The organism is Actinomadura rubteroloni, from assembly GCF_002911665.1.
In the GTDB taxonomy this organism is placed as follows: domain Bacteria; phylum Actinomycetota; class Actinomycetes; order Streptosporangiales; family Streptosporangiaceae; genus Spirillospora; species Spirillospora rubteroloni.
On record NZ_MTBP01000003.1, the window covers coordinates 355870 to 375367 of the forward strand.

The following is a 19498-nucleotide window of genomic DNA, read 5'->3' on the forward strand; positions in this document are numbered from 1 at the left end:
GGGACGGCCTTCCGCCGTAGGACGCCCGGAGCCGCGCGCGGGTTCGCCTACGACGCGGGCAGTCCGAGGGCGCGGGCGATGAGCATCCGCTGGACCTCCGACGTCCCCTCGCCGACCTCCAGGATCTTCGCGTCCCGGTAGAACCGGCCGACGGGGTACTCGTTCATGAAGCCGTAGCCGCCGAAGATCTGCGTCGCCTCGCGGGCGTTGTCCATGGCCGCGTTGGACGCCACGAGCTTGGCGATCGCGGCCTCCTTCTTGAACGGCTTTCCGGCCAGGAGCAGCGCGGCGGCGGCGTAGTAGGCGAGCCGGGCCGTGTGCGCCCGCGCCTCCATGTCCGCGATCTTGAACTGGATGGCCTGGTAGCGGCCGATCTCGCGGCCGAACGCCGACCGCTCCCGGACGTAGCGCAGGCACTCGTCCACACAGCCCTGCGCGAGCCCGACCGACAGCGCGGCGATCGCGATCCGGCCCTCGTCAAGGATCCGCAGGAACTGTGCATAACCCCGGCCGCGCTCGCCGAGCAGGTTCGCGGCGGGGACGCGCACGCCGTCGAACGCCAGCTCGTGCGTGTCGGACGCCGACCAGCCGACCTTGGAGTACTTGCGCCCCACGGTGAACCCGGGCGTCCCGTTCGGCACGATGATCGTGGAGATCTCGTCGTCGCCGGTCAGCGCGGTGACGGTGACGAACGCGGTGACGTCGGTCCCGGAGTTGGTGATGAAGCACTTGGAGCCGTCGATGACCCACGCGTCGCCGTCGAGGCGCGCGGTCGTCCGCATCCCGCCGGGGACGTCGGTGCCGCCGCCCGGCTCGGTCAGCCCGAACGCCGCGATCCGCTCGCCCGACAGGAGAGAGGGCAGGAGTTCGGCGCGCTGCTCGTCCGTCCCGAACCGGTGGACGGGCATGGAGCCGAGCGACACCGCGGCCTCCAGCGTCACCGCGACGGACGAGTCCACGCGCGCCAGCTCCTCCAGCGCGAGGCACAGCGCGAAGTAGTCGCCGCCCATCCCGCCGTCCCGCTCGGGGAACGGCAGGCCGAACAGCCCCATCGCGCCCATGCCCTTGACGATCTCGTACGGGAACTCGCCGCGCTCGTAGAGGTCGCCGATCACCGGCGCGACCGTCTCGCGGGCGAACCGCTCGACCGTGCGGCGCAGTTCCTCCTGCTCGTCGGTCAGCGTGAAGTCGATCATCGGTCCCTCTCCTTCGCGAGCGCCCGGACGACCCGGGACGGGCTGGGCCGGCCGAGTTTCCCGGCGAGCCAGACGCTGGTCTCCACCAGCGCGGTCAGGTCCACGCCGGTCTCGACGCCGAGGCCGTCGAGCATCCAGACGAGATCCTCGGTGGCGAGGTTGCCGGTCGCGGACCGGGCGAACGGGCAGCCGCCGAGGCCGCCCGCCGACGCGTCCACGGTCGTCACCCCGGCGCGCAGCGCGGCGAGTGAGTTCGCGAGCGCCTGCCCGTAGGTGTCGTGGAAGTGGACGGCGATGCGCTCCACCTCGATCCCGGCCGCGACCGCCGCCCCGATGAGCGCGGTGACCTGGCCGGGCGTCCCGACGCCGATCGTGTCGCCGAGGCTCAGCTCCGAGCAGCCGAGGTCCACGAGCCGTCGCGCGACGGCCACCACCTGCTCGATCGGTACGTCGCCCTCCCAGGGGTCGCCGCACACCATCGACAGGTAGCCGCGCACCCACAGGCCCTCCGCGCGGGCCCTCTCGACGACGGGCGCGAACATGTCCAGGGACTCGTCCACCGTGCGGTTCAGGTTGCGGCGCGCGAACGTCTCGGTGGCGCTGGCGAAGATCGCGATCTCGGTGACGCCGCAGGCCAGCGCGCGGTCCAGCCCGCGCAGGTTCGGCACGAGCACCGGACGGCCCGGCTCGCGGGGCAGCGCGGCCAGCAGTTCCTCGGCGTCGGCGAGCTGCGGCACCAGGTCGGGACGGACGAGGCTCGTCGTCTCGATCACCCGAAGCCCCGCCGCCGCGAGCCGCCGCACGAACTCGGCCTTCACCGCGACCGGCACGGCCGTGCTCTCGTTCTGCAGCCCGTCGCGCGGCCCGACCTCGTAGATCGTGACCCGCTCCGGCAGGCCGTCCAGCGGAACCCGCATCATCCCTCCCCGATCTCGGCGAGCACGGCGTCCAGCGCGACCCGGTCCCCGGCGCGGACCGCGAGCCGCGTCACGACGCCGCCGGACGGCGCGGCGACCGTGTGCTCCATCTTCATCGCCTCGACCACGGCGACGGCCTGGCCCTCCTCCACCCGGTCTCCCTCGGCGACCTTCACGGCGAGGACGGTCCCCGGCATCGGGCTGCGCAGCACGCCGTCGCCGCCCGCCGCCGCGCCGCCGGGCTCCTCCGCCGCGACGTGCTCGGTCAGCGCCCACGCGCGCCCGTCCCGGCCGAGCCACAGGACGTCGCCGGCGCGGACGCGCGCGAACGCGACCGTCCGGCCGTCGTAGGCGAGCGTCGCGGGGGCGGTGAGCGCGGCGCGGACGGGCTCGGCGTCGCCCACGCGGACCAGCGCGTCCGCCGCCCGGCCCCGCACGCGGACCTCGACCGGAGCGCCGCCCGCCGGGACGATCGTCCAGCGCGTCCAGGCGGGGCCGCCGGGCCGCCAGCCGTCCGGGATGGCCCACGGGTCGGGGTCGCCGGTCTCCAGCGCGAGCATCCGGTCGAGCGCGGCGGCGGCCAGGACCTCCGGCGGGACGGGCTCGGCGTCCAGTCCGGCGGCGGCGCGCTCGGCGAGGCCGGTGTCCAGCCGTCCGGCCGCGACGTCGGGACGGGCCAGCAGCGTCCGCAGGAACGCGACGTTCGTCGGGACGCCCAGCAGCGTGTACGCGGCGAGCGCGCGGTCCAGCCGGCGCAGCGCGGCGGCCCGGTCGGGGCCGTGCGCGACGACCTTGGCGAGCATCGGGTCGTAGGCGCCGCCGACCTCGACGCCGGCGGCGAGGCCGGAGTCGACGCGGATCCCGGGGCCGCCCGGCTCGGCCAGCGCGAGCACCCGGCCGCCGGTCGGCAGGAACCCGCGCGCCGGGTCCTCTGCGTAGACGCGGGCCTCGACGGCGTGGCCCTCGAACGCGACGTCGTCCTGGCCGAACGGCAGCGGCTCGCCCGCCGCGACTTGGAGCTGGAGTTCCACGAGGTCCAGGCGCGGCCGGATCGCCATCTCGGTGACAGGATGCTCGACCTGGAGACGGGTGTTCATCTCCATGAAGAAATATTCGCCGGGGCGGTCGGCGGACACGATGTACTCGACCGTCCCCGCGCCCGTGTAGCCGACCGCCCGCGCGGCGGCGACCGCGCTCGCGCCCATCCGCGCCCGCGTCGCGGCGTCCAGCAGCGGCGACGGCGCCTCCTCGACGATCTTCTGGTGGCGGCGCTGGAGGCTGCACTCGCGCTCGCCGAGGTGGACGACGTTGCCGTGCGCGTCCGCGAACACCTGGATCTCGATGTGCCGGGGGCTGTCGACGTACCGTTCGGCGAGCAGCGTGTCGTCGCCGAACGCCGCGCGGGCCTCCCGCCGCGCCGCCGCGATCGCCTCGGGCAGTGCGGCGGGGTCGCGGACCAGCCGCATGCCCTTCCCGCCGCCGCCCGCCGACGGCTTGAGCAGCACCGGCAGGCCGACCTCCAGCGCGGCGGCGGCGAGCTGGTCGTCGTCCAGGCCCGGTTCGTTCCGGCCGGGGACGACCGGCACGCCCGCCGCCGCGACCGTCCGCTTCGCCCGGATCTTGTCGCCCATCGCGTCGATGGCGTCGGCGGGCGGCCCGACGAACACCACGCCCGCCTCGGCGCAGGCCCGCGCGAACGCGCCGTTCTCCGCCAGGAACCCGTAGCCGGGGTGGACGGCCTCCGCGCCGGTCGCGCGCGCCGCCGCGAGCACGGCGTCCGCGTCCAGGTAGGACGGGATCAGCACCGCCTCGTCCGCCGCCCGGACGTGCGGGGCGCCGGTGTCGGCGGCGGTGTGCACGGCGACCGACCGGACGCCGAGCCGCCGCAGCGTGCGGACCACGCGGACCGCGATCTCCCCGCGGTTCGCGACCAGGACACATCCGAACATCGCGGACCTCACATCCGGAAGACGCCGTAGCCGACCGGCTCCAGCGGTGCGTTCGCGGCGGCCGACAGGCCGAGGCCGAGGACCCGCCGCGTGTCGAGCGGGTCGATGACGCCGTCGTCCCACAGCCGCGCCGTGGAGTAGTAGGGGTTGCCCTGCCGCTCGTACTGGTCGCGGATCGGGGCCTTGAACGCCTCTTCGTCCCAGCCGTCGCCCGCCTGGTCGCGCCGGACGGTCGCGAGGACGCTCGCGGCCTGCTCCCCGCCCATCACAGAGATCCGCGCGTTCGGCCACATCCACAGGAAGCGCGGCGCGTACGCCCGGCCGCACATCGCGTAGTTGCCCGCGCCGAACGACCCGCCGATGACGACCGTGAACTTCGGGACCCGCGCGCACGCGACGGCCGTGACCATCTTCGCGCCGTGCTTGGCGATGCCGCCCGCCTCGTACTCGCGGCCGACCATGAACCCGGTGATGTTCTGGAGGAACACGAGCGGGACGCTGCGCCGGTCGCACAGCTCGACGAAGTGCGCGCCCTTCATCGCCGACTCGCCGAACAGGATTCCGTTGTTGGCGATGATGCCGACCGGATGGCCGTGGACGTGCGCGAACCCGGTGACGAGCGTCGGGCCGTACTCCTTCTTGAACTCCTGGAAGCGGCTGCCGTCCACGATCCGGGCGATGACCTCCCGGACGTCGTAGGGCGCGCGCGGGTCGGCCGGGACGAGCCCGTACAGCTCGCCGGGATCGGCGGCGGGCTCCTCCGGCGGGACGCTCTCCCACGGGCGCGGGGCGCGCGGACCGAACGTCCGGGCAATGTCGCGGACGATCCCGAGCGCATGCGCGTCGCTCTCGGCCAGATGGTCGGTGACGCCGGAGACCCGCGCGTGCAGCTCGCCGCCGCCAAGATCCTCGGCGCTGACGACCTCGCCGGTTGCGGCCTTCACCAGCGGCGGGCCGCCGAGGAAGATCGTCCCCTGGTTCCGGACGATCACCGCCTCGTCGCTCATCGCCGGGACGTAGGCGCCGCCCGCCGTGCAGGAGCCGAGCACGGCCGCGATCTGCGGGATGCCGCGCGCCGACATCGTCGCCTGGTTGAAGAAGATGCGGCCGAAGTGGTCGCGGTCGGGGAAGACCTCGTCCTGCTCGGGCAGGAACGCGCCGCCGGAGTCCACGAGGTAGACGCACGGCAGCCGGTTGTGCAGCGCGACCTCCTGGGCGCGCAGATGCTTCTTCACCGTGACCGGGTAGTACGTGCCGCCTTTCACGGTCGCGTCATTGGCGACGACGACGCATTCACGGCCCGCGATCCGGCCGATCCCGGTGATGATCCCGGCGCCCGGCGCGGCGTCGTCGTAGAGGCCCGTCGCGGCCAGTGGCGACAGTTCCAGGAACGGCGAGCCCGGGTCCAGCAGCGTGTCGACGCGGTCGCGGGGGAGCAGCTTGCCCCGCGCGACGTGCCGTTCGCGGGCGCGCTCGGGACCGCCGCGCCCGGCGCGGTCGAGACGTTCGCGCAGGTCGGCGACCAGGGCCTCATGATGCGCGGCGTTCTCCTTGAACGCGCCGGACCCCGGGTCGGCGCGCGTGCCCAGTACGGTCATCACCCGTCCCCCTGCAGTTAACGATCGTTAACAAGGTCGATGTTAACGCTCGCTAACATCGGCCGTCTACACTCGTCGGCATGGTGTCCGCTGTGAACCCCCGCCGCGCCGAGATCCTCGGCGCCGCCGCCGAGCTGTTCGCGCGGCGCGGGTTCCACGGCGTGTCCATCGGCGACCTCGGCCGGGCGGTCGGCCTGACCGGGCCCGCCCTCTACCGGCATTTCCGCGGGAAGGACGCCGTACTCGCCGAAATGCTGCTGGACATCAGCGCGCGGCTGCGGGCCGAGGGCGCCCGGCGCGCCGCCGGGCCCGATCCGGGCCGCGCGCTGGACGCGCTGCTGCGCTGGCACATCGCGTTCGCGCTGGACAATCCGGCGCTGATCACCGTCCACGAGCGCGAGCTGGACAACGTGCCCGAGCCGCAGCGGCACGAGATCCGTCGGCTCCAGCGCGCCTACGTGGAGGAATGGGTCGGGGTGCTGGTGCGGCTGCGGCCCGGCGCGTCTCCCGAGCGCGTCCGGGCGGCCGTCCACGCCTGCTTCGGGCTGCTGAACTCCACCCCGTACAGCGCGGCCGGGCTGTCGCGCGACGCGATGGCCGAGCTGCTGCACGGCATGGCGCGGGCCGCGCTCGACGCGTGATCTAGCGGAACGGGTAGTTCTCTGCGCCCGCGCGGACGGCGAAATGTACCGCCCGCGCGATCCGCGCGCCCCACGGCGAGCGCGGCCCGGCGAACGGCTCGGCGGCGCCGGACGGGACGGGCGCCGCGACGCAGAGCGCGTCCGACGCCGTGCCGGTGCAGGCATAGCCCGCCTCCAGCAGCGCCTGCGTCTTGGCCTCCGTCGCGGTCATCACGGCGTTCACCAGGGCGGCGTCCGACAGCGGGACCGGGACGGCGACCGTGATGTTGATCGTCCCCGGCGCGAGCTGCGGATCGGCGGCCCCGGCGGGCGCCGCCGCCCAGGTCGGGACGCGCAGGCCGACCGTCGCGGCGGCCGTCACGCCCGCGTCCGCGCCGTGGAACGTGCGGTCGACCGCCGCCGCCGTGAGCATCCCGACGCCGGGGCCGTCCAGGCCGAACCGGGCGGCCAGCTCCGCGAGGTGGACGTCCGGGTCCATGCGCGCGTACTGGCCTCTGACCTGCGCGTTCAGCACCCAGCCCGGCGTGGCGAAGCCGCCGCCGACCAGCGCGGACGACAGCGTCCGCAGACCCGGGCCGGGCCGCCAGACCGTCGCGGGGAGGCGTGCGCCGTCCTCCTCCCGCCACACCAGGTCGAGTCTCATCGCGGGCGCTCCGGGGCGAGGATCGGACGCCCGTCCGGGCCTTCGGTGACCTGCACGCGCGCGTCGAAGTGCTCGGCGATCATCTCGCGCGTCAGCACCTCGGCCGGACGCCCGGACGCCGCCACCCGCCCGTCGGACAGCAGGACGAGAGCGTCCGCGTACTGACCGGCGAGCGTGAGGTCGTGGATCGTCGTAACGACGGTCAAGCCATCGTCGCGCCGCAGTGCGTCCACCAGTTCCATCACCTGCTGCTGGTGGCCGATGTCCAGCGCGGTGGTCGGCTCGTCCAGGACCAGCACCGGTGCCTGCTGCGCCAGCGCGCGGGCCAGCACCGCACGCTGCCGCTCCCCGCCCGACAGCCGGCCGAGCGGACGCGCCGCGAACTCCGTCAGCCGCAGCCGCTCCAGCACGTCCGCCGCCACCGCCCGGTCGCGGGCGCTCTCCCGGCCGAGATACGGAATGTAGGACGCCCGGCCGAGCAGCGTGTAGTCGAACACCGTCATCCCGTCCGGCAGTTGCGGACGCTGCGGCGTGTACGCGACGAGCCGGGCGCGCTCGCGGGGCCGCAGCGCGCGGGGGTCCCGGCCGCCGATCGCCACCGCGCCGCGTCCCGGACGCAGCCCGAGCATCGCCAGCAGCAGCGTCGACTTGCCCGCGCCGTTCGGGCCGATCACGGCCGTCCAGGATCCCGCCGGGACGTCCAGGTCGACGCCGCGCAGCACCGGACGCCCGTCCAGCTCCACCCCGAGGCCGCGCAGCGCGATCGTCACGTGCGCACCGGGCCGCGCGTCGCCCGCAGCACCGCCACGAAGAACGGGCCGCCGACGAACGCCGTCACCACGCCGAGCGGCAGTTCGCCGGGCGCGACGACCGTCCGCGCGAGCAGGTCCACGAGCGTCAGGAACGCGGCGCCGCCGAGCAGCGACAACGGCAGGACGACCCGGTACGAGGAGCCCGCCAGCCGCCGCACGACGTGCGGGACGACCACCCCCACGAACCCGATCAGCCCGCTCAGCGCCACCGCCGACGCCGTCGCCAGCGACGCCGCGACCAGTACCGTCAGCCGCACCCGCACCGCCGACACGCCGAGCGCGGACGCCTCCTCCTCGCCGACCGCGAGGACGTCCAGCAGCCGTCCGTGCGGCAGCAGGACCAGCGTCGACACCGCCGCGTAGGGGACGACCAGGCCGAGGCCGCGCCAGTCCGCCGCGCCGACGCCGCCGAGGATCCAGGAGTAGACGCGCTGCAGTTCGTCCGTTTTGAGCTGTTGTAGAAACGTCTGGATGGCCGCGAGGAAACTGGACACCGCGACCCCCGCGAGGACGAGCGTCGCCGTCCCGGCACCGTCGCCCCGGCCCGCCACCGACCCGAGCGCGTACGCCAGCAGCACCCCGCCGATCGCGCCGACGAAGGCCGCGACCGGCACCGCGACCGCCGGGTCGCCCGGCACCGACACGATCACCAGCGTCGCGCCGACGCCCGCCCCGGCCGCCGCGCCGAGCAGGTACGGGTCGGCGAGCGGGTTGCGGAACACGCCCTGGTAGCCCGCGCCCGCCAGCGCGAGCATCCCGCCGACGAGCGCGGCCAGAAGGACGCGCGGCAGCCGCAGATCGAACAGCACGCTGCGCTGCACCTCGCTGAGCCCGGTGTGCAGGTGCACGCCCGGCACGGCGTCCGCGAGCGCCTTGAGGACGCCGCTCGCGGGCAGTCCGGCCGCGCCGACGAGCAGGCCCGCCAGCAGCGACGCCGCGAGCAGGGCGATCCCGGCCGCGAGCGGGAGGGGGCGGAGCCGCGTCGCCGCCGGAGGGGTCACTTGCCCGCCGCGACCTTGCCGACCGCCGCGCCGATCGTCGCCGCGAACTGCGGCAGGCGCGGGCCCCAGCGCGACGCGACGTCGTCGTCCAGCGCCACGACCCCGCCCGCGCGGACGGCCGTCAGCCGCGACCAGCCCGGACGCTTCGCCACCTGCGCGGCGCTCTGCGCGCAGCACTTGGTGTCGGCGAGGAACACGAGGTCCGGGTCGCTCGTCAGCAGCGCCTCGCGGGAGAGCTGCGGGTAGCCCGAGCGCGTCTTGTCGGCCGGATCGGCGATGTTGCGCAGGCCGAACAGCCCGTAGACCTGGCCGATGAACGTGCTGGACGTGACGGTGTGCAACTGGTCGTCCAGCTCGTGGTAGTACGTGAGGTTCTTCTTCGGCGCCGCCGCGACGGTCTTTTGGATCTCGGCCCGCATCGTGGCGGTGAGCTTGGCCGCCGCGCCGGACCGTCCGGTCGCCAGACCGAGGTCGCCGATCTCGTCGTAGACGTCGTCGATCTTCTTGGCGGCGGGCTCCAGCAGGACCGGGACCTTCACCTTCTCCAGCGCCTTGACGATGCCGTTGATGTCGTCCGACACGACGACCAGGTCGGGGTTGTACTTGGTGATCGCCTCGACGTTCGGCTTGAAGCCCGACAGCTTGGTGCGCGGGGCGTTCGCCGGGTAGTTCGAGTACTCGTCGGCGGCCACCACCTGCGGGCCCGCACCGATCGCGAACAGCGTCTCGGTGTGCGTGGGGGAGAGGGACACGATCCGCTTCGGCGCGGCCGGGACGCGCACGGCGCCGTTCGCGGCCGTGACGACGACGGACTGGCCCTTCGCGTCCGCCTTGCCGTCGTCACCGCCGCAGGCGGACGCCAGCGCGAGGACGCCGGTGAGGACGAGGGCGCCGAGGGCGCGGGCGGAAGACATGTGCAGCCTCCAGGACTTCAAGGGGGAGGCGCGGACCCGGGGACGGATCGCCCTTCCACGAGGTCGACGGTCGTCCGCGCGGCGGGGAGGCGACCTGGCTCGGCCCGTCCGGGGAGGGCACCACAGTTGCGGGACAGCGCCGGGATCACACCGGACTTCGCTCCGCGACGCGCGAGGAAAGCAACGGTATCAGCCCAGGTGAGTGGTTCTTCGCGGCGTTCGTCCGGGCCGCGGTGGGATGATGGGACGGTGAACGAACCGGAGCCCTTCACCCTGTTCACCAGCGACCACGTCCGGATCGACGCGGGGCACGCGCCCGGCGACCGCGCGCTGTGCTTCGTGCTCGTCCACGGCTTCACCTGCTCCTGGCGGCAGCCCGCGCTGCGCCGGATCTCAGGCGTTTTGAACCGGTACGGCGGCGTGGTCGCGTTCGACCTGCGCGGCCACGGACGGTCCGGCGGCTCGTCCACCGTGGGCGACCGCGAGGTCCTGGACCTGGCCGCCGCCGTCCGCGCGGCCCGGCGGCGCGGCTACCGGCGGATCGCCGTCGTCGGGTTCTCGCTCGGCGGCGCCGTCGCGGTGCGGCACGCCGCGCTGGTGGGCGGGGTCGACGCGGTCGCGACCGTCAGCGCGCCCGCGCGGTGGTACTACCGGGGCACCGCGCCGATGCGCCGCGTCCACTGGGTCATCGAGCGGCGCGCGGGACGGCTCGCGGTCCGGCTCGCCCGGGGCGTCCGCGTCGCCGCCGCCGGCTGGGACCCGCTGCCCGAGGCGCCGCACGAGGTCGCCGGACGGATCGCGCCGACGCCGCTGCTGGTCGTCCACGGCGACGCCGACGCGTTCTTCCCGCTGGAGCACGCCCACCAGCTCCACGACGCGGCGGACGAACCGCGCGAACTGTGGATCGAACCCGGGTTCGGCCACGCCGAGATCGCGGCGACGCCGCAGCTCGTCCACCGGATCGCCGCATGGGCGACCCGGGCGGCCACCGCCGAGGCCGCCGCCACATCCTGATCCGGTCCACCGGATCGCCGTGTGGGCGACCACCGCTGAGACGGCCGCCACGCCTTGATCTCGTCCGCCGGATGGCGGTGTGCGCGGGCCGCCACAGTCGCCGCGTCCTGATCTCGTCCGTTGGATCGCCGTGTGGGCGACCGGCGGTCGTGTCTCAGCCGGGGAGGTCGCCGTTCGCGACGTCGGTGTACGCCTCGTCCTCGTGGAAGCGGACGCGGGCCGAGCAGCGCGTCGCCCGCCGCTCCAGCCACCGCAGCAGCTCGCCGACGCGCAGGAACGAGTCCGGATGGACCTCCTGCCGGGCCAGCAGCGTGCTCGCGCCGTCGTCGCGGACGGTGAACGCGCCGGTCAGCGGCCCGCCGACGCGCAGCGCGGCGCCCCGTTCGGCGAGCAGCGGCTCGGGCAGCTCCACGATCGCGGGCTCACCGTCGTCGGTGAAGACGATCTCGGTGAAGTCGGTGACGATGGCCAGCGTGCGCGGTCGTGGCCCGAGCCCGAGATGCCAGCGGAGTTCGGCGCGTTCCGCCGCCGTCAGGTCCACGGGGAGATCGGCGTCCACGACGAGTTCGTAGAGGTCGGCCATGCGGGCAGCGTAGGGCCTGGAGCGAGTTTTCCACAGCTTTCGTCGCGACTTCCGGAGGCGTGGCGCGGCCGTCCATGCTCGTTGACATGGACGAGGAGACGATGGCCCGGACGGCGACGTCCGGCGATGCGGCGGCCGATTCCCTGCGTGCGCGGGCGGCGACGGTCACCCGGACGCACGGCCCTTCGGCGGCGGTCGCGCGCCGCACCGCCGCGCGGCTGTGGGGCCTGGACGTGCTGCCGCCGGGGACGGACGAGATGACCTGCCCGGTCGACGTGATCGTCGGCCCGGACCCGGACCGGCGGGTCCACGACCCCGAACGCGTCGAGCTGCCCGCCGCGCATGTCGCGGAACGGGGCGGCGTGCGGCTGACATCGCCCGCGCGGACCGCGCTGGACTGCGCCCGCTGGCTGCCGCGCGCCGAGGCCGTGGCGGCGCTGGACCAGTTCCTGCGCCGGGGGATGACCGTGGACGCGCTGCGGACGATGGCGCGGACGCTGCGCGGCTACCACGGCAACGACCGCCTGCGCGCTGTGCTGCGTGCGGGTGATCCCGGAGCGCAGTCGCCGGGTGAGAGCCGGACGCGGATGACGTTGATCGAGGCCGGGCTTCCCCCGCCCACGACGCAGATCCCGGTGCCGGGGCCACGCGGCGATCCGTTGTACATCGACCTCGGCTACGAACGATTCCAGGTGGGCGTGGAGTACGACGGCGAACGCCATCACACGGGCCGGCGAGCCCGGGAACGCGACGGGAACCGATGCAATTGGCTACGCAACACCTGTGGATGGGAGTTGATCATCGTCACCAAGGACATCCGCCGCACACCGGCACCTTATGTCGAAGCTGTCTTGACCGCCCTGCTCACACGAGGCTGGACACCGACGGACGCGGAGATGGCCCGGATAACCAGCCGCATCAACCATCTTCACCGCCTGTTCCGCTGATTACCGCACGCTGACCTGGCACGAGAGGAAAGGCGGCTGCCGCACGGGAAATGTCGCTCAAAAGCGGGCGGAAAACCGCTACCGAAGCACGGACGCCGCGCCGGGAGACGAGGGGAAACGCACGGAAGCGCGGGCTGGGGCGGAGGGCTGGCGGTCAGTCGAACTGGAAGGAGCGCTTGGAGAGTCCGTACCAGAAGCCGTCGATGACGGTGCGCCGGGCGGCGGGGGAGTCGGCGGAGTCGATCGCCGCGCCCATCGCCACGAAGAGGGGAGCGAAATGCTCGGTGCGCGGGTGCGCTACGCGTGCGGCGGGAGCCTTGTCGCGGAAGTTCAGGAGGGAGTCCAGATCGCCGCTCGCCACGGCCGCGCTCGCCCAGGCGTCGAATTCGGTGGACCACGCCGGGGGAGGAGCTGACGGGTAGGGGTGCAGTTCGCGCAGGTTGTGGGTCGTGAAGCCGCTGCCGACGATGAGCGTGCCCTGCTCGCGCAGCGGAGCCAGTTTGCGACCCAAGGCGAACAGGCGTGCGGGGTCGAGCGTCGGCATGGACATCTGGAGGACGGGGATGTCGGCGTCCGGATACATCTCGACCAGCGGGACGTAGGCGCCGTGGTCCAATCCGCGCGACTCGGCGCGGTGGACGTCGGGAAGAAGGCGGCTCACCTCGTCCGCCAGTTCGGGCGCGCCCGGCGCCGCGTACCGCACTGAGTAGTAGTGCTCCGGAAATCCCCAAAAGTCATAGACCAGCGGCACCGTACGGATCGCGCCGAGCGTGAGCGGCGCGTCCTCCCAATGCGCGGAGATCACCAGGATCGACTCGGGCCGGGGGAGGTCGGCGGCCCAGTCTGCGAGCTGCCCGGTCCAGAGCGCGTCGTCGGCGAGGGGCGGCGCGCCGTGGCTGAGGAAGAGGGCGGGCATCCGGCCCATGTCGGCCTCCCAAGAGTTGAGCGTTCAACCATCACGGTAGGCGATAGAATTTGAATGTTCAACTTCTTGGGAGGGTCCGTGGACGGCGTGCGGTGGCTGGACGAGGACGAGCAGCGGACCTGGCGTGCCTTCCTCTGGACGTCACGCCTGCTCAACGAGGCCCTGGACCGGCAACTCCAGCAGGACTCGGGGATGCCGCACGCCTATTACGTGATCCTGGTGACCTTGTCCGAGGCGCCCGGCCGGACGCTGACGATGTCCGAACTGGCGCGCACGGCGTGCTCGTCCCCGAGCCGGCTGTCGCACGCGGTGAAGCGCCTGGAGGAGCGCGGCTGGGTGCGCCGCGTCCGCCACCCGGACGACCGGCGCACGACGCTGGCCAAACTTACGAACGAGGGCTTCGCCGTCCTCGCCGCCGCCGCGCCCGGCCACGTCGAGGCGGTCCGCCGCCACCTGTTCGACCCGCTGACTCGCGACCAGGCGCACCAGCTACGCGATCTGCTGTTCTCCCTGCTGGCCGGTCTCGACGCGGAGGGGCTCGGTCCCGTTCAAGGCCCGTCCTGACCTCGGCGCTTGCCCGGCGTCCCGTCCCGTCCCGTCCGTCCCGGCAGGGCCCGTCCCGGCGGGGCCCGGCAAGGCGGGGCTGCGCGGTGGGGCTGCGCGGTGGGGCTGTGTGGTGGGGCTGTGTGGGTTGCTTAATGATCTACAACGTAAAGGTGGCGGGCTGGGGCTTGATCAGGCTGAGCATGTAGTCGAGAGCTGGGTCACATCATGAAGTGTTGTTCATCTGACAGTGACTCGCGTCACATTTCGTTGATGGCTTCATAGCCCGCCAGGTGGGGCCTCGGGTGCAATGGCGGCGCACCCCACTCTGCGGAGGGCCCATGCACGCGTCGCGCACCCCCGGAATCATCGGAGTCGTGGCCCTGGCCTTAACGGCGGCGCTGCTCGCCTGGTCGGCGTGGCCGTCGGTGGAGGGGCGCCGGTACACGGCCGTCTTCGACCGGGCGGGGGCCGGGCTGGACGCCGGCCGGTCGGAGGTCAAGGTGCGCGGCATCGCGGTCGGGAAGGTCGAGCAGGTCGCCCTGCGTCCGGACGGCTCGGTGCTGGTCCGGCTGCGCTCCACCGTCTCGATTCCCGCGTCCACGCGCGCGACGGTCGAGCCCGTCTCGTTCTTCGGCCCGAAGGACGTCGCCCTCGACCTCGGCAGCGGCCCGGCGCTGCCGGAGGGCGGGAGGATCACCGCGGCCGCGCCGGTCACGGACGCCACCGACCTCGCCGGTCCCGCCTACGCGCTCACCCGGGCGATCGACCCGGACGAGGTCACGTCGATTCTGCACACGTTCGGCGTCGGCCTGCGCGGCGAGGAGAGCGCTCTGCGCCGCACGCTGGTCAACGGCGCGACCGTCGTGGATGCCACGCACCGCAGGAGTGCCGATCTCAGGGCCATCGTGAACGACCTGGCCGGAATCGGCGGCGTGCTCGCCGACCGCGGCGACGCGCTCGTCGGCGCGGTGGACGACCTCAACGGCTTGGCCCCCGTCGTCTACGACCGTCCCGACCGGGTTGCGAAACTGCTGGACGAGGCGTCGCGCTTCGCCTCGACGACGGGCGCGGTCCTGGACCGCCAGGGCGCCCACCTCGGCAAGATCATCGACGGTGCGGCGCCGGCCGTCGGCGTCCTGGCCGCCCAGTCGCCTCGGATCGGCCAGCTCATCGACGTCCTCGAGGGCTTCTTCCATGGCCTGGCCAGCCTGATGAACACACCTGGCCCCCAGGGCACTCTGCTCGGCCAGGGCTTGAACACCCTGTCCCTGGACTTCTGCAAGATCTTTGTAGACGTCTGCTGACCACCCCGCCTGAGACCACCAGCGCTTGTCCGGCACTGTCTGTGCCAGCGGCCCCACCACCTGCCGAAACACCCGTAGTACGTGGCCGTCCGCGCTGTGCGCTCACGTGGCTCACGCCGCAACGCTCGTGGACGTGCGCGGTTGGCGTTGTGTGTCGCGCCGGATCGAGGGGCCGTGCGCCGACCGTCCGTGCGCGGCGTGCCTGTGCTGGCCGCACGCCGTGTCGTAGCCGGTTGTTCCGGCTCTGAGGTGTTTCGGCCAGGGGCGAGGGCTGGGCGATCGGCTGGTGTGTGGTGGGGCGCGGCGTGTTGGGCCGGTGCTTCGCAGACGACGGGTCGGGCGGGGTCAGTTCCCGGCGGGTTCCCGTGCGGTTCGGCGTTGGGCGGTCGGGCCGGTGGCGGCGTGGTGCGGTTCGGACGGGGTGCGCGGGGGCGTGGTGGGGGAGGCGGCGGACGTGGGCGGGGCCGTCGCCGCGCCGGGGCCGCCGGGGTCCGCGGGGTCGGCGAGACGGCCGCGCAGCCGGTCCACGTCGTCGCCGAGCCGGGCCAGGGTGGCTTGGAGTTCGCGCCAGAGGCCCGTGCGCTGCTCCAACTGGACGACCTTGTTGCGCACGTCGGCCAGGCGGCGGTCCAGGGATTCCAGGCGGGACTGCTGGCCGAAGTCGTCCTTGCCCGCGCGGATCAGGCCGGTGGCGAGGGCGGCGAGGTCGCGTTCGGTGTCGTCCATGCGCTCGTCGATGCGGGGCAGGAGGCGGCGGTTGAGGTCGGTCACCAGGGCGTCGAGGTCGGCGCGCAGGGCGCGCAGGCTGTCGTCCTGGCGGCCCAAAGCCTCTTCCAGGCGCGCCAGGCGGGCGTCCAGGGCGGGGAGCGTTCGCAGCGCGTCGGCGCCGGGGCCGTGTTCTCGGGCCAGCCGGGTGAGGAGGTCGAGGCCGCCGCGCACCTGGCGCTCGGCTTCGACGACGACCCTGCGGACCAGTCCCGAGATCACTGGCATGATGCTCCTTCACGGACGTGAGTGGGCCTCCTCCAACTTTAGGCGAACGGTACGCAAACGGGTCATGAACGACGCGCGTCGCGGGGCAGTTGTGGCGGCTTGCACACGCACAGCCCGTGCTGGGTGATGAGGCGCGCTCGTTCGGACGTGTAGTCGTCGCGGTTCAGCGCGGGACGGACCCGGCCGCAGCTCAGGCACAACATGATCGTCCTCCCGTCGGGGGTGCGGCCGCTTCGTACGCCTTCCCCTCCCGAGACGTGCGAAGCGGCTGCACTCGCACGGTAGGCACGCCGAGGTTGCACGCACGTTGCGGTCGATCGCTCACCGAATGTGGCAAAGGCCAGGTAGATCGGTTGGGGTGAACCGGTTGCGCGGACGGGTGCGGCGCTCGATGCTCGGACGGGACGACGATGTCCGGCGCGCCCGGGGGGAACGATGCGGCGAACGAGGAATCCGGGTGTGCCCCCGCCGCACGCGTGCGCGCGTCCGGAGGAGCTTCTCGCGCATCTGGACAGCGCGCACGCGCGCGTCCAGGACGGCGGCCGGGCGGCGGTGCGGCCCGCGATCGCCGAGTCGTGGCGCCGGTCGCGATGCGGCGGGGTCGACGCGGCGGCGTCGGCGGCCCCGGCGGCGCTGGACGACGCGCAGGTCGCGGGCGTGCGGGCGGGCCATCCGCTGGCCGCGCACGTCCCGATGCTGCGCGAGCTGCTGGGCGGCGCGCCGGGCGACGGCGCGCAGCTCATGGTCGTCACCGACGGCGAGGGAACGGTCCTGTGGGCCGAGGGGCCGCGCCGGCTGCGGCGGGCGGCGGACGCGATTGGGCTGGCCGAGGGCTTCCGCTGGTCGGAGTCGGCGATCGGGACGAACGGGATCGGCACCGCGCTGGCGGCCGGCGGCCCGCAGTACGTGTTCGCGGCCGAGCACGCCGTCCACGTCCTGCACCGCTGGTCGTGCGCGGGCGCGCCGGTCACCGATCCCGACAGCGGCGAGTTCGTCGGCTGCCTGGACGTCAGCGACACGGTGGAGCGGCTGCATCCGGCGTCGGTGCGCTTGGTGGACGCGGTCGCGCGGCTGGCCGAGACGGCCCTGGCCGCCGAGATGCGGGTGCGCGACGAACGGCTCCGCGACGCCTACGGACGGCATCTGCGGGCGTTGCGCGGCGAGCCCGGCCTGCTGGTGACGGCGACGGGCCGCGTGCTGGCGGACCGCCACGGCCGGTGGCGCGGACGGCGTCTGGCGGCCCCGGCGCCGGGCGCGTGGATCGTCCTGCCGGACGGGCGGCGCGCACAGGCCGAGCCGGTGGGGGAGGCGTTCCTGCTGCGTCCAGACGCGCCGGGCGCGCCGCCGCGGGACCGTCCGCTGCTGACGCTGGCGCTGCTCGGCACGGAGCGTCCGGCGGCGTGGCTGGACGGCCGGCGCGTCGCGCTGTCGGCCCGGCACGCCGAGATCCTGGCGCTGCTGGCGCTGCATCCGCGCGGGATGAGCGGGGAGCGGCTGGCGCTGTGCCTGTACGGGGAGGACGGCAGCCCGGTGACGGTCCGCGCCGAGATGCACCGGCTCCGGGCGCGGCTCGGCGGCGTCGTCGAGGGACGCCCGTACCGGCTGGAGTGCGCGGTGGACGCCGACGTGCTCGCGGTGCGCCGGTGCCTGGACGCGGGCGACGCGGCGGGCGCGGCGCGGCACTACGCCGGTGCGCTGCTGCCCGCGTCGGACGCGCCCGCGATCCGGGAGGAGCGCGACGAACTGGCCGTCCGGGTGCGGGGCCTGCTGCTGCGGCGCGGCACGGCCGAGGCGCTGTGGACGTACGCACGGACGGCCGAGGGCGCGCAGGACGCCGAGGTCGTGGAGCGGCTGGCGGCGGCGCTGCCGCCGGGGGACCCGCGCGGTCCGGCGGTCGCGGCGCGCGGCGAGCGGCTGCGCGAGGAGTTCTAGCAGACGCCGGACAGGTGGTCGCAGTCGTTGTAGCAGACGGGCCGCAGCTGTCCGCCGGCGTTGCGCCAGCGGCTGATGGAGGCGTTCTCGACGGGCGTGCGCTCGACGTCCAGCACTTCGGCCTCGGTGAGGTCCTCGGCGATGTACCGGGAGGTGACGATCACCGCGTCGTGCGCGACGACGAGCACGCGCCGCCCGGGGGCGTCCAGCGACAGGTCGCGGTAGAAGCTGCGTAGCCGCAGCACCAGGTCGGCCCAGCACTCGCCGCCCGGCGGACGGTAGTAGAACTTGCCGAGCTTGCGCAGCCGCGCCGCCTCCTCGGGGTGGCGGTGTTCGACGCCGTGCGCGGTGAGCCCCTCGAAGACGCCCTGGTCGCGGTCGCGGAGCCGTTCGTCCACGCGGGTGTCGAGGGCGAGCCCGGCCCGGTCGAGGGCGATCGCGAGCGTGTCGCGGGCGCGCAGGAACGGGGAGACGCGGGCGAGGTCGGGCCGCTCGTCCGAGGGGAGGGCGGCGAGCCGGTCGCCGAGCCGGGCGGCCTGGGCGCGGCCCGCGGGCGACAGCGGGATGTCCGCGTCGCGCTCGCCGATGCCGCTCTCGTCGGCCCCGGCGGCGTGCGCGGCGCGGTAGGCGACGTTCCCGGTGCTCTCGCCGTGCCGGGCGAGGATCAGCCACTCCAGCGCGTTCACGTCCCACATGCTGCCATGCCGGGCGGGTCGGCCGTCCTCTACAGCCGGTAGTAGTCTGGCCGTCCTATGTCGAACGCCCTTTCCACCGTGGTCATCGTGGTGGCGCTGCTGGCCGCCGCGTTCAGCGCGGTCACCGCGCTGCGGAACCGGCCGATGGGGTGGGGCGACCTCGCCGCGCTCGGCGTGCTGGAGATCGCACTCATCGTGCAGGCGGTCGTGGGGTTCGTGAAGCTGTCGGGCGACGGCGGCCCGTCCGGGACCGCCACGTTCGTCGGGTATCTGCTCGCGGCGCTGGTCATCCCGCCCGCGGGCGCGGGCTGGGGCGTGCTGGAGCGCAGCCGGTGGGGCCCGGGGGTGATCGTGGTCGCGGGCCTCGCGATCGCGGTGATGGTGGTGCGGATGCGGCAGATCTGGGACGGGACGGGTGTCTGACACGGTGCGGGAGACCGGCGGCGGTCCGGGACGGCTGCTGGTCGCGGTCTACGGGATCTTCGCGCTGGCGGCGGGCGCGCGGGCGGCGGTGCAGATCGCGACGAAGTTCGGCGAGGCGCCGCTGGCGTACGTGCTGTCGGCGTTCGCGGCCGTCGTGTACGTGCTGGCGACGGCGGCGCTGGCGATCGGCGGGCGCGCGTCCCGGCGCGTCGCCGTCGCGGCCTGCTCGGTGGAACTGGCCGGCGTGCTGGCCGTCGGGACGCTGAGCCTGGCCGACCCCGCCGCCTTCCCCGACGCGACCGTGTGGTCGGGCTACGGTCGCGGGTACGGGTTCGTGCCGCTGGTGCTGCCGGTCGCCGGCCTGGTGTGGCTGTGGCGCACCGCCCGGACGGACGGGGGCCGGGAAGTCCGGCCGGACGGGAACGGCTGACGGCGGCGGGGCCGGACCATCCGGAGGCGCCCGCT

Annotated in this window: 20 protein-coding genes; 8 read left to right on the forward strand and 12 right to left on the reverse strand. The window is 74.1% G+C overall.

Going from position 1 to position 19498, the window contains the following annotated elements; translation table 11 throughout:
- Positions 1–47 precede the first annotated feature (47 nt).
- The 4 genes from BTM25_RS22815 to BTM25_RS22830 are packed head-to-tail and all read right to left on the reverse strand — an operon-like array spanning position 48 to position 5660.
- Positions 48–1196, reverse strand: a complete 1149-nt coding sequence (locus BTM25_RS22815) for an acyl-CoA dehydrogenase family protein (RefSeq protein ID WP_103565033.1) — start codon at positions 1194–1196, stop codon at positions 48–50.
- Complete coding sequence (locus BTM25_RS22820; protein ID WP_103565034.1) at positions 1193–2113, reverse strand: hydroxymethylglutaryl-CoA lyase; 921 nt, start codon at positions 2111–2113, stop codon at positions 1193–1195. Before BTM25_RS22820 ends, BTM25_RS22815 begins: the two co-directional genes overlap by 4 nt.
- Complete coding sequence (locus tag BTM25_RS22825) at positions 2113–4062, reverse strand: ATP-binding protein (RefSeq protein WP_103565035.1); 1950 nt, start codon at positions 4060–4062, stop codon at positions 2113–2115. The genes BTM25_RS22820 and BTM25_RS22825 overlap by 1 nt, the downstream gene beginning before the upstream one ends.
- Before the next feature lie 8 nt (positions 4063–4070).
- Entirely contained in the window at positions 4071–5660 is a 1590-nt protein-coding gene (locus BTM25_RS22830; RefSeq protein ID WP_103565036.1) for a carboxyl transferase domain-containing protein, read from the reverse strand.
- 80 nt (positions 5661–5740) lie between these two features.
- On the opposite strand from BTM25_RS22830, the gene BTM25_RS22835 reads away from it, so the two are divergent.
- A complete protein-coding gene (locus tag BTM25_RS22835) occupies positions 5741–6301 on the forward strand; it encodes an SACE_7040 family transcriptional regulator (RefSeq protein WP_103565037.1) in 561 nt (186 codons plus the stop codon).
- Position 6302: 1 nt separating this feature from the next.
- Here BTM25_RS22835 and BTM25_RS22840 read toward each other — a convergent pair whose 3' ends face one another.
- From BTM25_RS22840 to BTM25_RS22855, 4 genes are read right to left on the reverse strand one after another with little or no spacing between them, the layout of a single operon-like run.
- Complete coding sequence (locus tag BTM25_RS22840) at positions 6303–6944, reverse strand: adenosylcobinamide amidohydrolase (protein ID WP_103565038.1); 642 nt, start codon at positions 6942–6944, stop codon at positions 6303–6305.
- Complete coding sequence (locus tag BTM25_RS22845) at positions 6941–7714, reverse strand: ABC transporter ATP-binding protein (protein WP_205648227.1); 774 nt, start codon at positions 7712–7714, stop codon at positions 6941–6943. Before BTM25_RS22845 ends, BTM25_RS22840 begins: the two co-directional genes overlap by 4 nt.
- Entirely contained in the window at positions 7711–8757 is a 1047-nt protein-coding gene (locus tag BTM25_RS22850; protein ID WP_103565039.1) for a FecCD family ABC transporter permease, read from the reverse strand. The genes BTM25_RS22845 and BTM25_RS22850 overlap by 4 nt, the downstream gene beginning before the upstream one ends.
- Positions 8754–9671, reverse strand: a complete 918-nt coding sequence (locus BTM25_RS22855; RefSeq protein WP_103565040.1) for an ABC transporter substrate-binding protein — start codon at positions 9669–9671, stop codon at positions 8754–8756. The genes BTM25_RS22850 and BTM25_RS22855 overlap by 4 nt, the downstream gene beginning before the upstream one ends.
- A gap of 249 nt (positions 9672–9920) precedes the next feature.
- On the opposite strand from BTM25_RS22855, the gene BTM25_RS22860 reads away from it, so the two are divergent.
- Complete coding sequence (locus BTM25_RS22860) at positions 9921–10685, forward strand: alpha/beta hydrolase (protein ID WP_103565041.1); 765 nt, start codon at positions 9921–9923, stop codon at positions 10683–10685.
- Between the two features lie 154 nt (positions 10686–10839).
- Here BTM25_RS22860 and BTM25_RS22865 read toward each other — a convergent pair whose 3' ends face one another.
- The gene (locus BTM25_RS22865) at positions 10840–11268 is read right to left on the reverse strand and encodes a hypothetical protein (protein ID WP_103565042.1); all 429 of its coding nucleotides are present in this window, start codon (positions 11266–11268) and stop codon (positions 10840–10842) included.
- A gap of 86 nt (positions 11269–11354) precedes the next feature.
- Here BTM25_RS22865 and BTM25_RS22870 point away from each other — a divergent pair, with 86 nt between their 5' ends.
- Positions 11355–12215 carry a hypothetical protein gene (locus tag BTM25_RS22870; RefSeq protein ID WP_103565043.1) on the forward strand — a complete coding sequence of 287 codons (861 nt, stop codon included), beginning with the start codon at positions 11355–11357 and terminating at the stop codon, positions 12213–12215.
- Between the two features lie 154 nt (positions 12216–12369).
- Here the strand turns inward: BTM25_RS22870 and BTM25_RS22875 are convergent, their stop codons facing one another.
- Entirely contained in the window at positions 12370–13140 is a 771-nt protein-coding gene (locus tag BTM25_RS22875; protein ID WP_103565044.1) for a dioxygenase family protein, read from the reverse strand.
- 78 nt (positions 13141–13218) lie between these two features.
- Between BTM25_RS22875 and BTM25_RS22880 the strand changes: the two genes are divergently transcribed.
- Both BTM25_RS22880 and BTM25_RS22885 read left to right on the forward strand, forming a co-directional pair.
- The gene (locus BTM25_RS22880) at positions 13219–13704 is read left to right on the forward strand and encodes a MarR family winged helix-turn-helix transcriptional regulator (RefSeq protein WP_205648228.1); all 486 of its coding nucleotides are present in this window, start codon (positions 13219–13221) and stop codon (positions 13702–13704) included.
- A 356-nt stretch (positions 13705–14060) separates the two neighbouring features.
- Positions 14061–14990 (forward strand): MCE family protein, encoded by a 930-nt coding sequence (locus BTM25_RS22885; protein WP_235828578.1) that lies wholly within the window; start codon positions 14061–14063, stop codon positions 14988–14990.
- 345 nt (positions 14991–15335) lie between these two features.
- On the opposite strand, the gene BTM25_RS29785 is transcribed toward BTM25_RS22885, so the two are convergent.
- Positions 15336–15983 (reverse strand): hypothetical protein, encoded by a 648-nt coding sequence (locus BTM25_RS29785; RefSeq protein WP_168212214.1) that lies wholly within the window; start codon positions 15981–15983, stop codon positions 15336–15338.
- Positions 15984–16442: 459 nt separating this feature from the next.
- Between BTM25_RS29785 and BTM25_RS22895 the strand changes: the two genes are divergently transcribed.
- Positions 16443–17915: a helix-turn-helix domain-containing protein gene (locus tag BTM25_RS22895; protein WP_235828579.1), complete on the forward strand. Its 1473-nt coding sequence runs from the start codon at positions 16443–16445 to the stop codon at positions 17913–17915.
- Here BTM25_RS22895 and BTM25_RS22900 read toward each other — a convergent pair.
- Positions 17912–18610, reverse strand: coding sequence for a histidine phosphatase family protein (locus BTM25_RS22900; RefSeq protein WP_103565048.1), 699 nt, complete (start codon positions 18608–18610; stop codon positions 17912–17914). The genes BTM25_RS22895 and BTM25_RS22900 overlap by 4 nt on opposite strands.
- A 57-nt stretch (positions 18611–18667) precedes the next feature.
- On the opposite strand from BTM25_RS22900, the gene BTM25_RS22905 reads away from it, so the two are divergent.
- Positions 18668–19033, forward strand: coding sequence for a hypothetical protein (locus BTM25_RS22905; protein WP_103565049.1), 366 nt, complete (start codon positions 18668–18670; stop codon positions 19031–19033).
- Entirely contained in the window at positions 19026–19463 is a 438-nt protein-coding gene (locus tag BTM25_RS22910) for a hypothetical protein (protein ID WP_103565050.1), read from the forward strand. Before BTM25_RS22905 ends, BTM25_RS22910 begins: the two co-directional genes overlap by 8 nt.
- Positions 19464–19498: the final 35 nt, after the last annotated feature.

Coding starts and splice junctions, on each gene's coding strand:
- BTM25_RS22900 (WP_103565048.1), bottom strand. CDS start 18,610: ATGTGGGACGTGAACGCGCTGGAGTGGCTGATCCTCGCCCGGCACGGC.
- BTM25_RS22905 (WP_103565049.1), top strand. CDS start 18,668: ATGTCGAACGCCCTTTCCACCGTGGTCATCGTGGTGGCGCTGCTGGCC.
- BTM25_RS22825 (WP_103565035.1), bottom strand. CDS start 4,062: ATGTTCGGATGTGTCCTGGTCGCGAACCGCGGGGAGATCGCGGTCCGC.
- BTM25_RS22840 (WP_103565038.1), bottom strand. CDS start 6,944: ATGAGACTCGACCTGGTGTGGCGGGAGGAGGACGGCGCACGCCTCCCC.
- BTM25_RS29785 (WP_168212214.1), bottom strand. CDS start 15,983: ATGCCAGTGATCTCGGGACTGGTCCGCAGGGTCGTCGTCGAAGCCGAG.
- BTM25_RS22835 (WP_103565037.1), top strand. CDS start 5,741: ATGGTGTCCGCTGTGAACCCCCGCCGCGCCGAGATCCTCGGCGCCGCC.
- BTM25_RS22815 (WP_103565033.1), bottom strand. CDS start 1,196: ATGATCGACTTCACGCTGACCGACGAGCAGGAGGAACTGCGCCGCACG.
- BTM25_RS22875 (WP_103565044.1), bottom strand. CDS start 13,140: ATGGGCCGGATGCCCGCCCTCTTCCTCAGCCACGGCGCGCCGCCCCTC.
- BTM25_RS22855 (WP_103565040.1), bottom strand. CDS start 9,671: ATGTCTTCCGCCCGCGCCCTCGGCGCCCTCGTCCTCACCGGCGTCCTC.
- BTM25_RS22820 (WP_103565034.1), bottom strand. CDS start 2,113: ATGCGGGTTCCGCTGGACGGCCTGCCGGAGCGGGTCACGATCTACGAG.
- BTM25_RS22830 (WP_103565036.1), bottom strand. CDS start 5,660: ATGACCGTACTGGGCACGCGCGCCGACCCGGGGTCCGGCGCGTTCAAG.
- BTM25_RS22865 (WP_103565042.1), bottom strand. CDS start 11,268: ATGGCCGACCTCTACGAACTCGTCGTGGACGCCGATCTCCCCGTGGAC.
- BTM25_RS22870 (WP_103565043.1), top strand. CDS start 11,355: ATGGACGAGGAGACGATGGCCCGGACGGCGACGTCCGGCGATGCGGCG.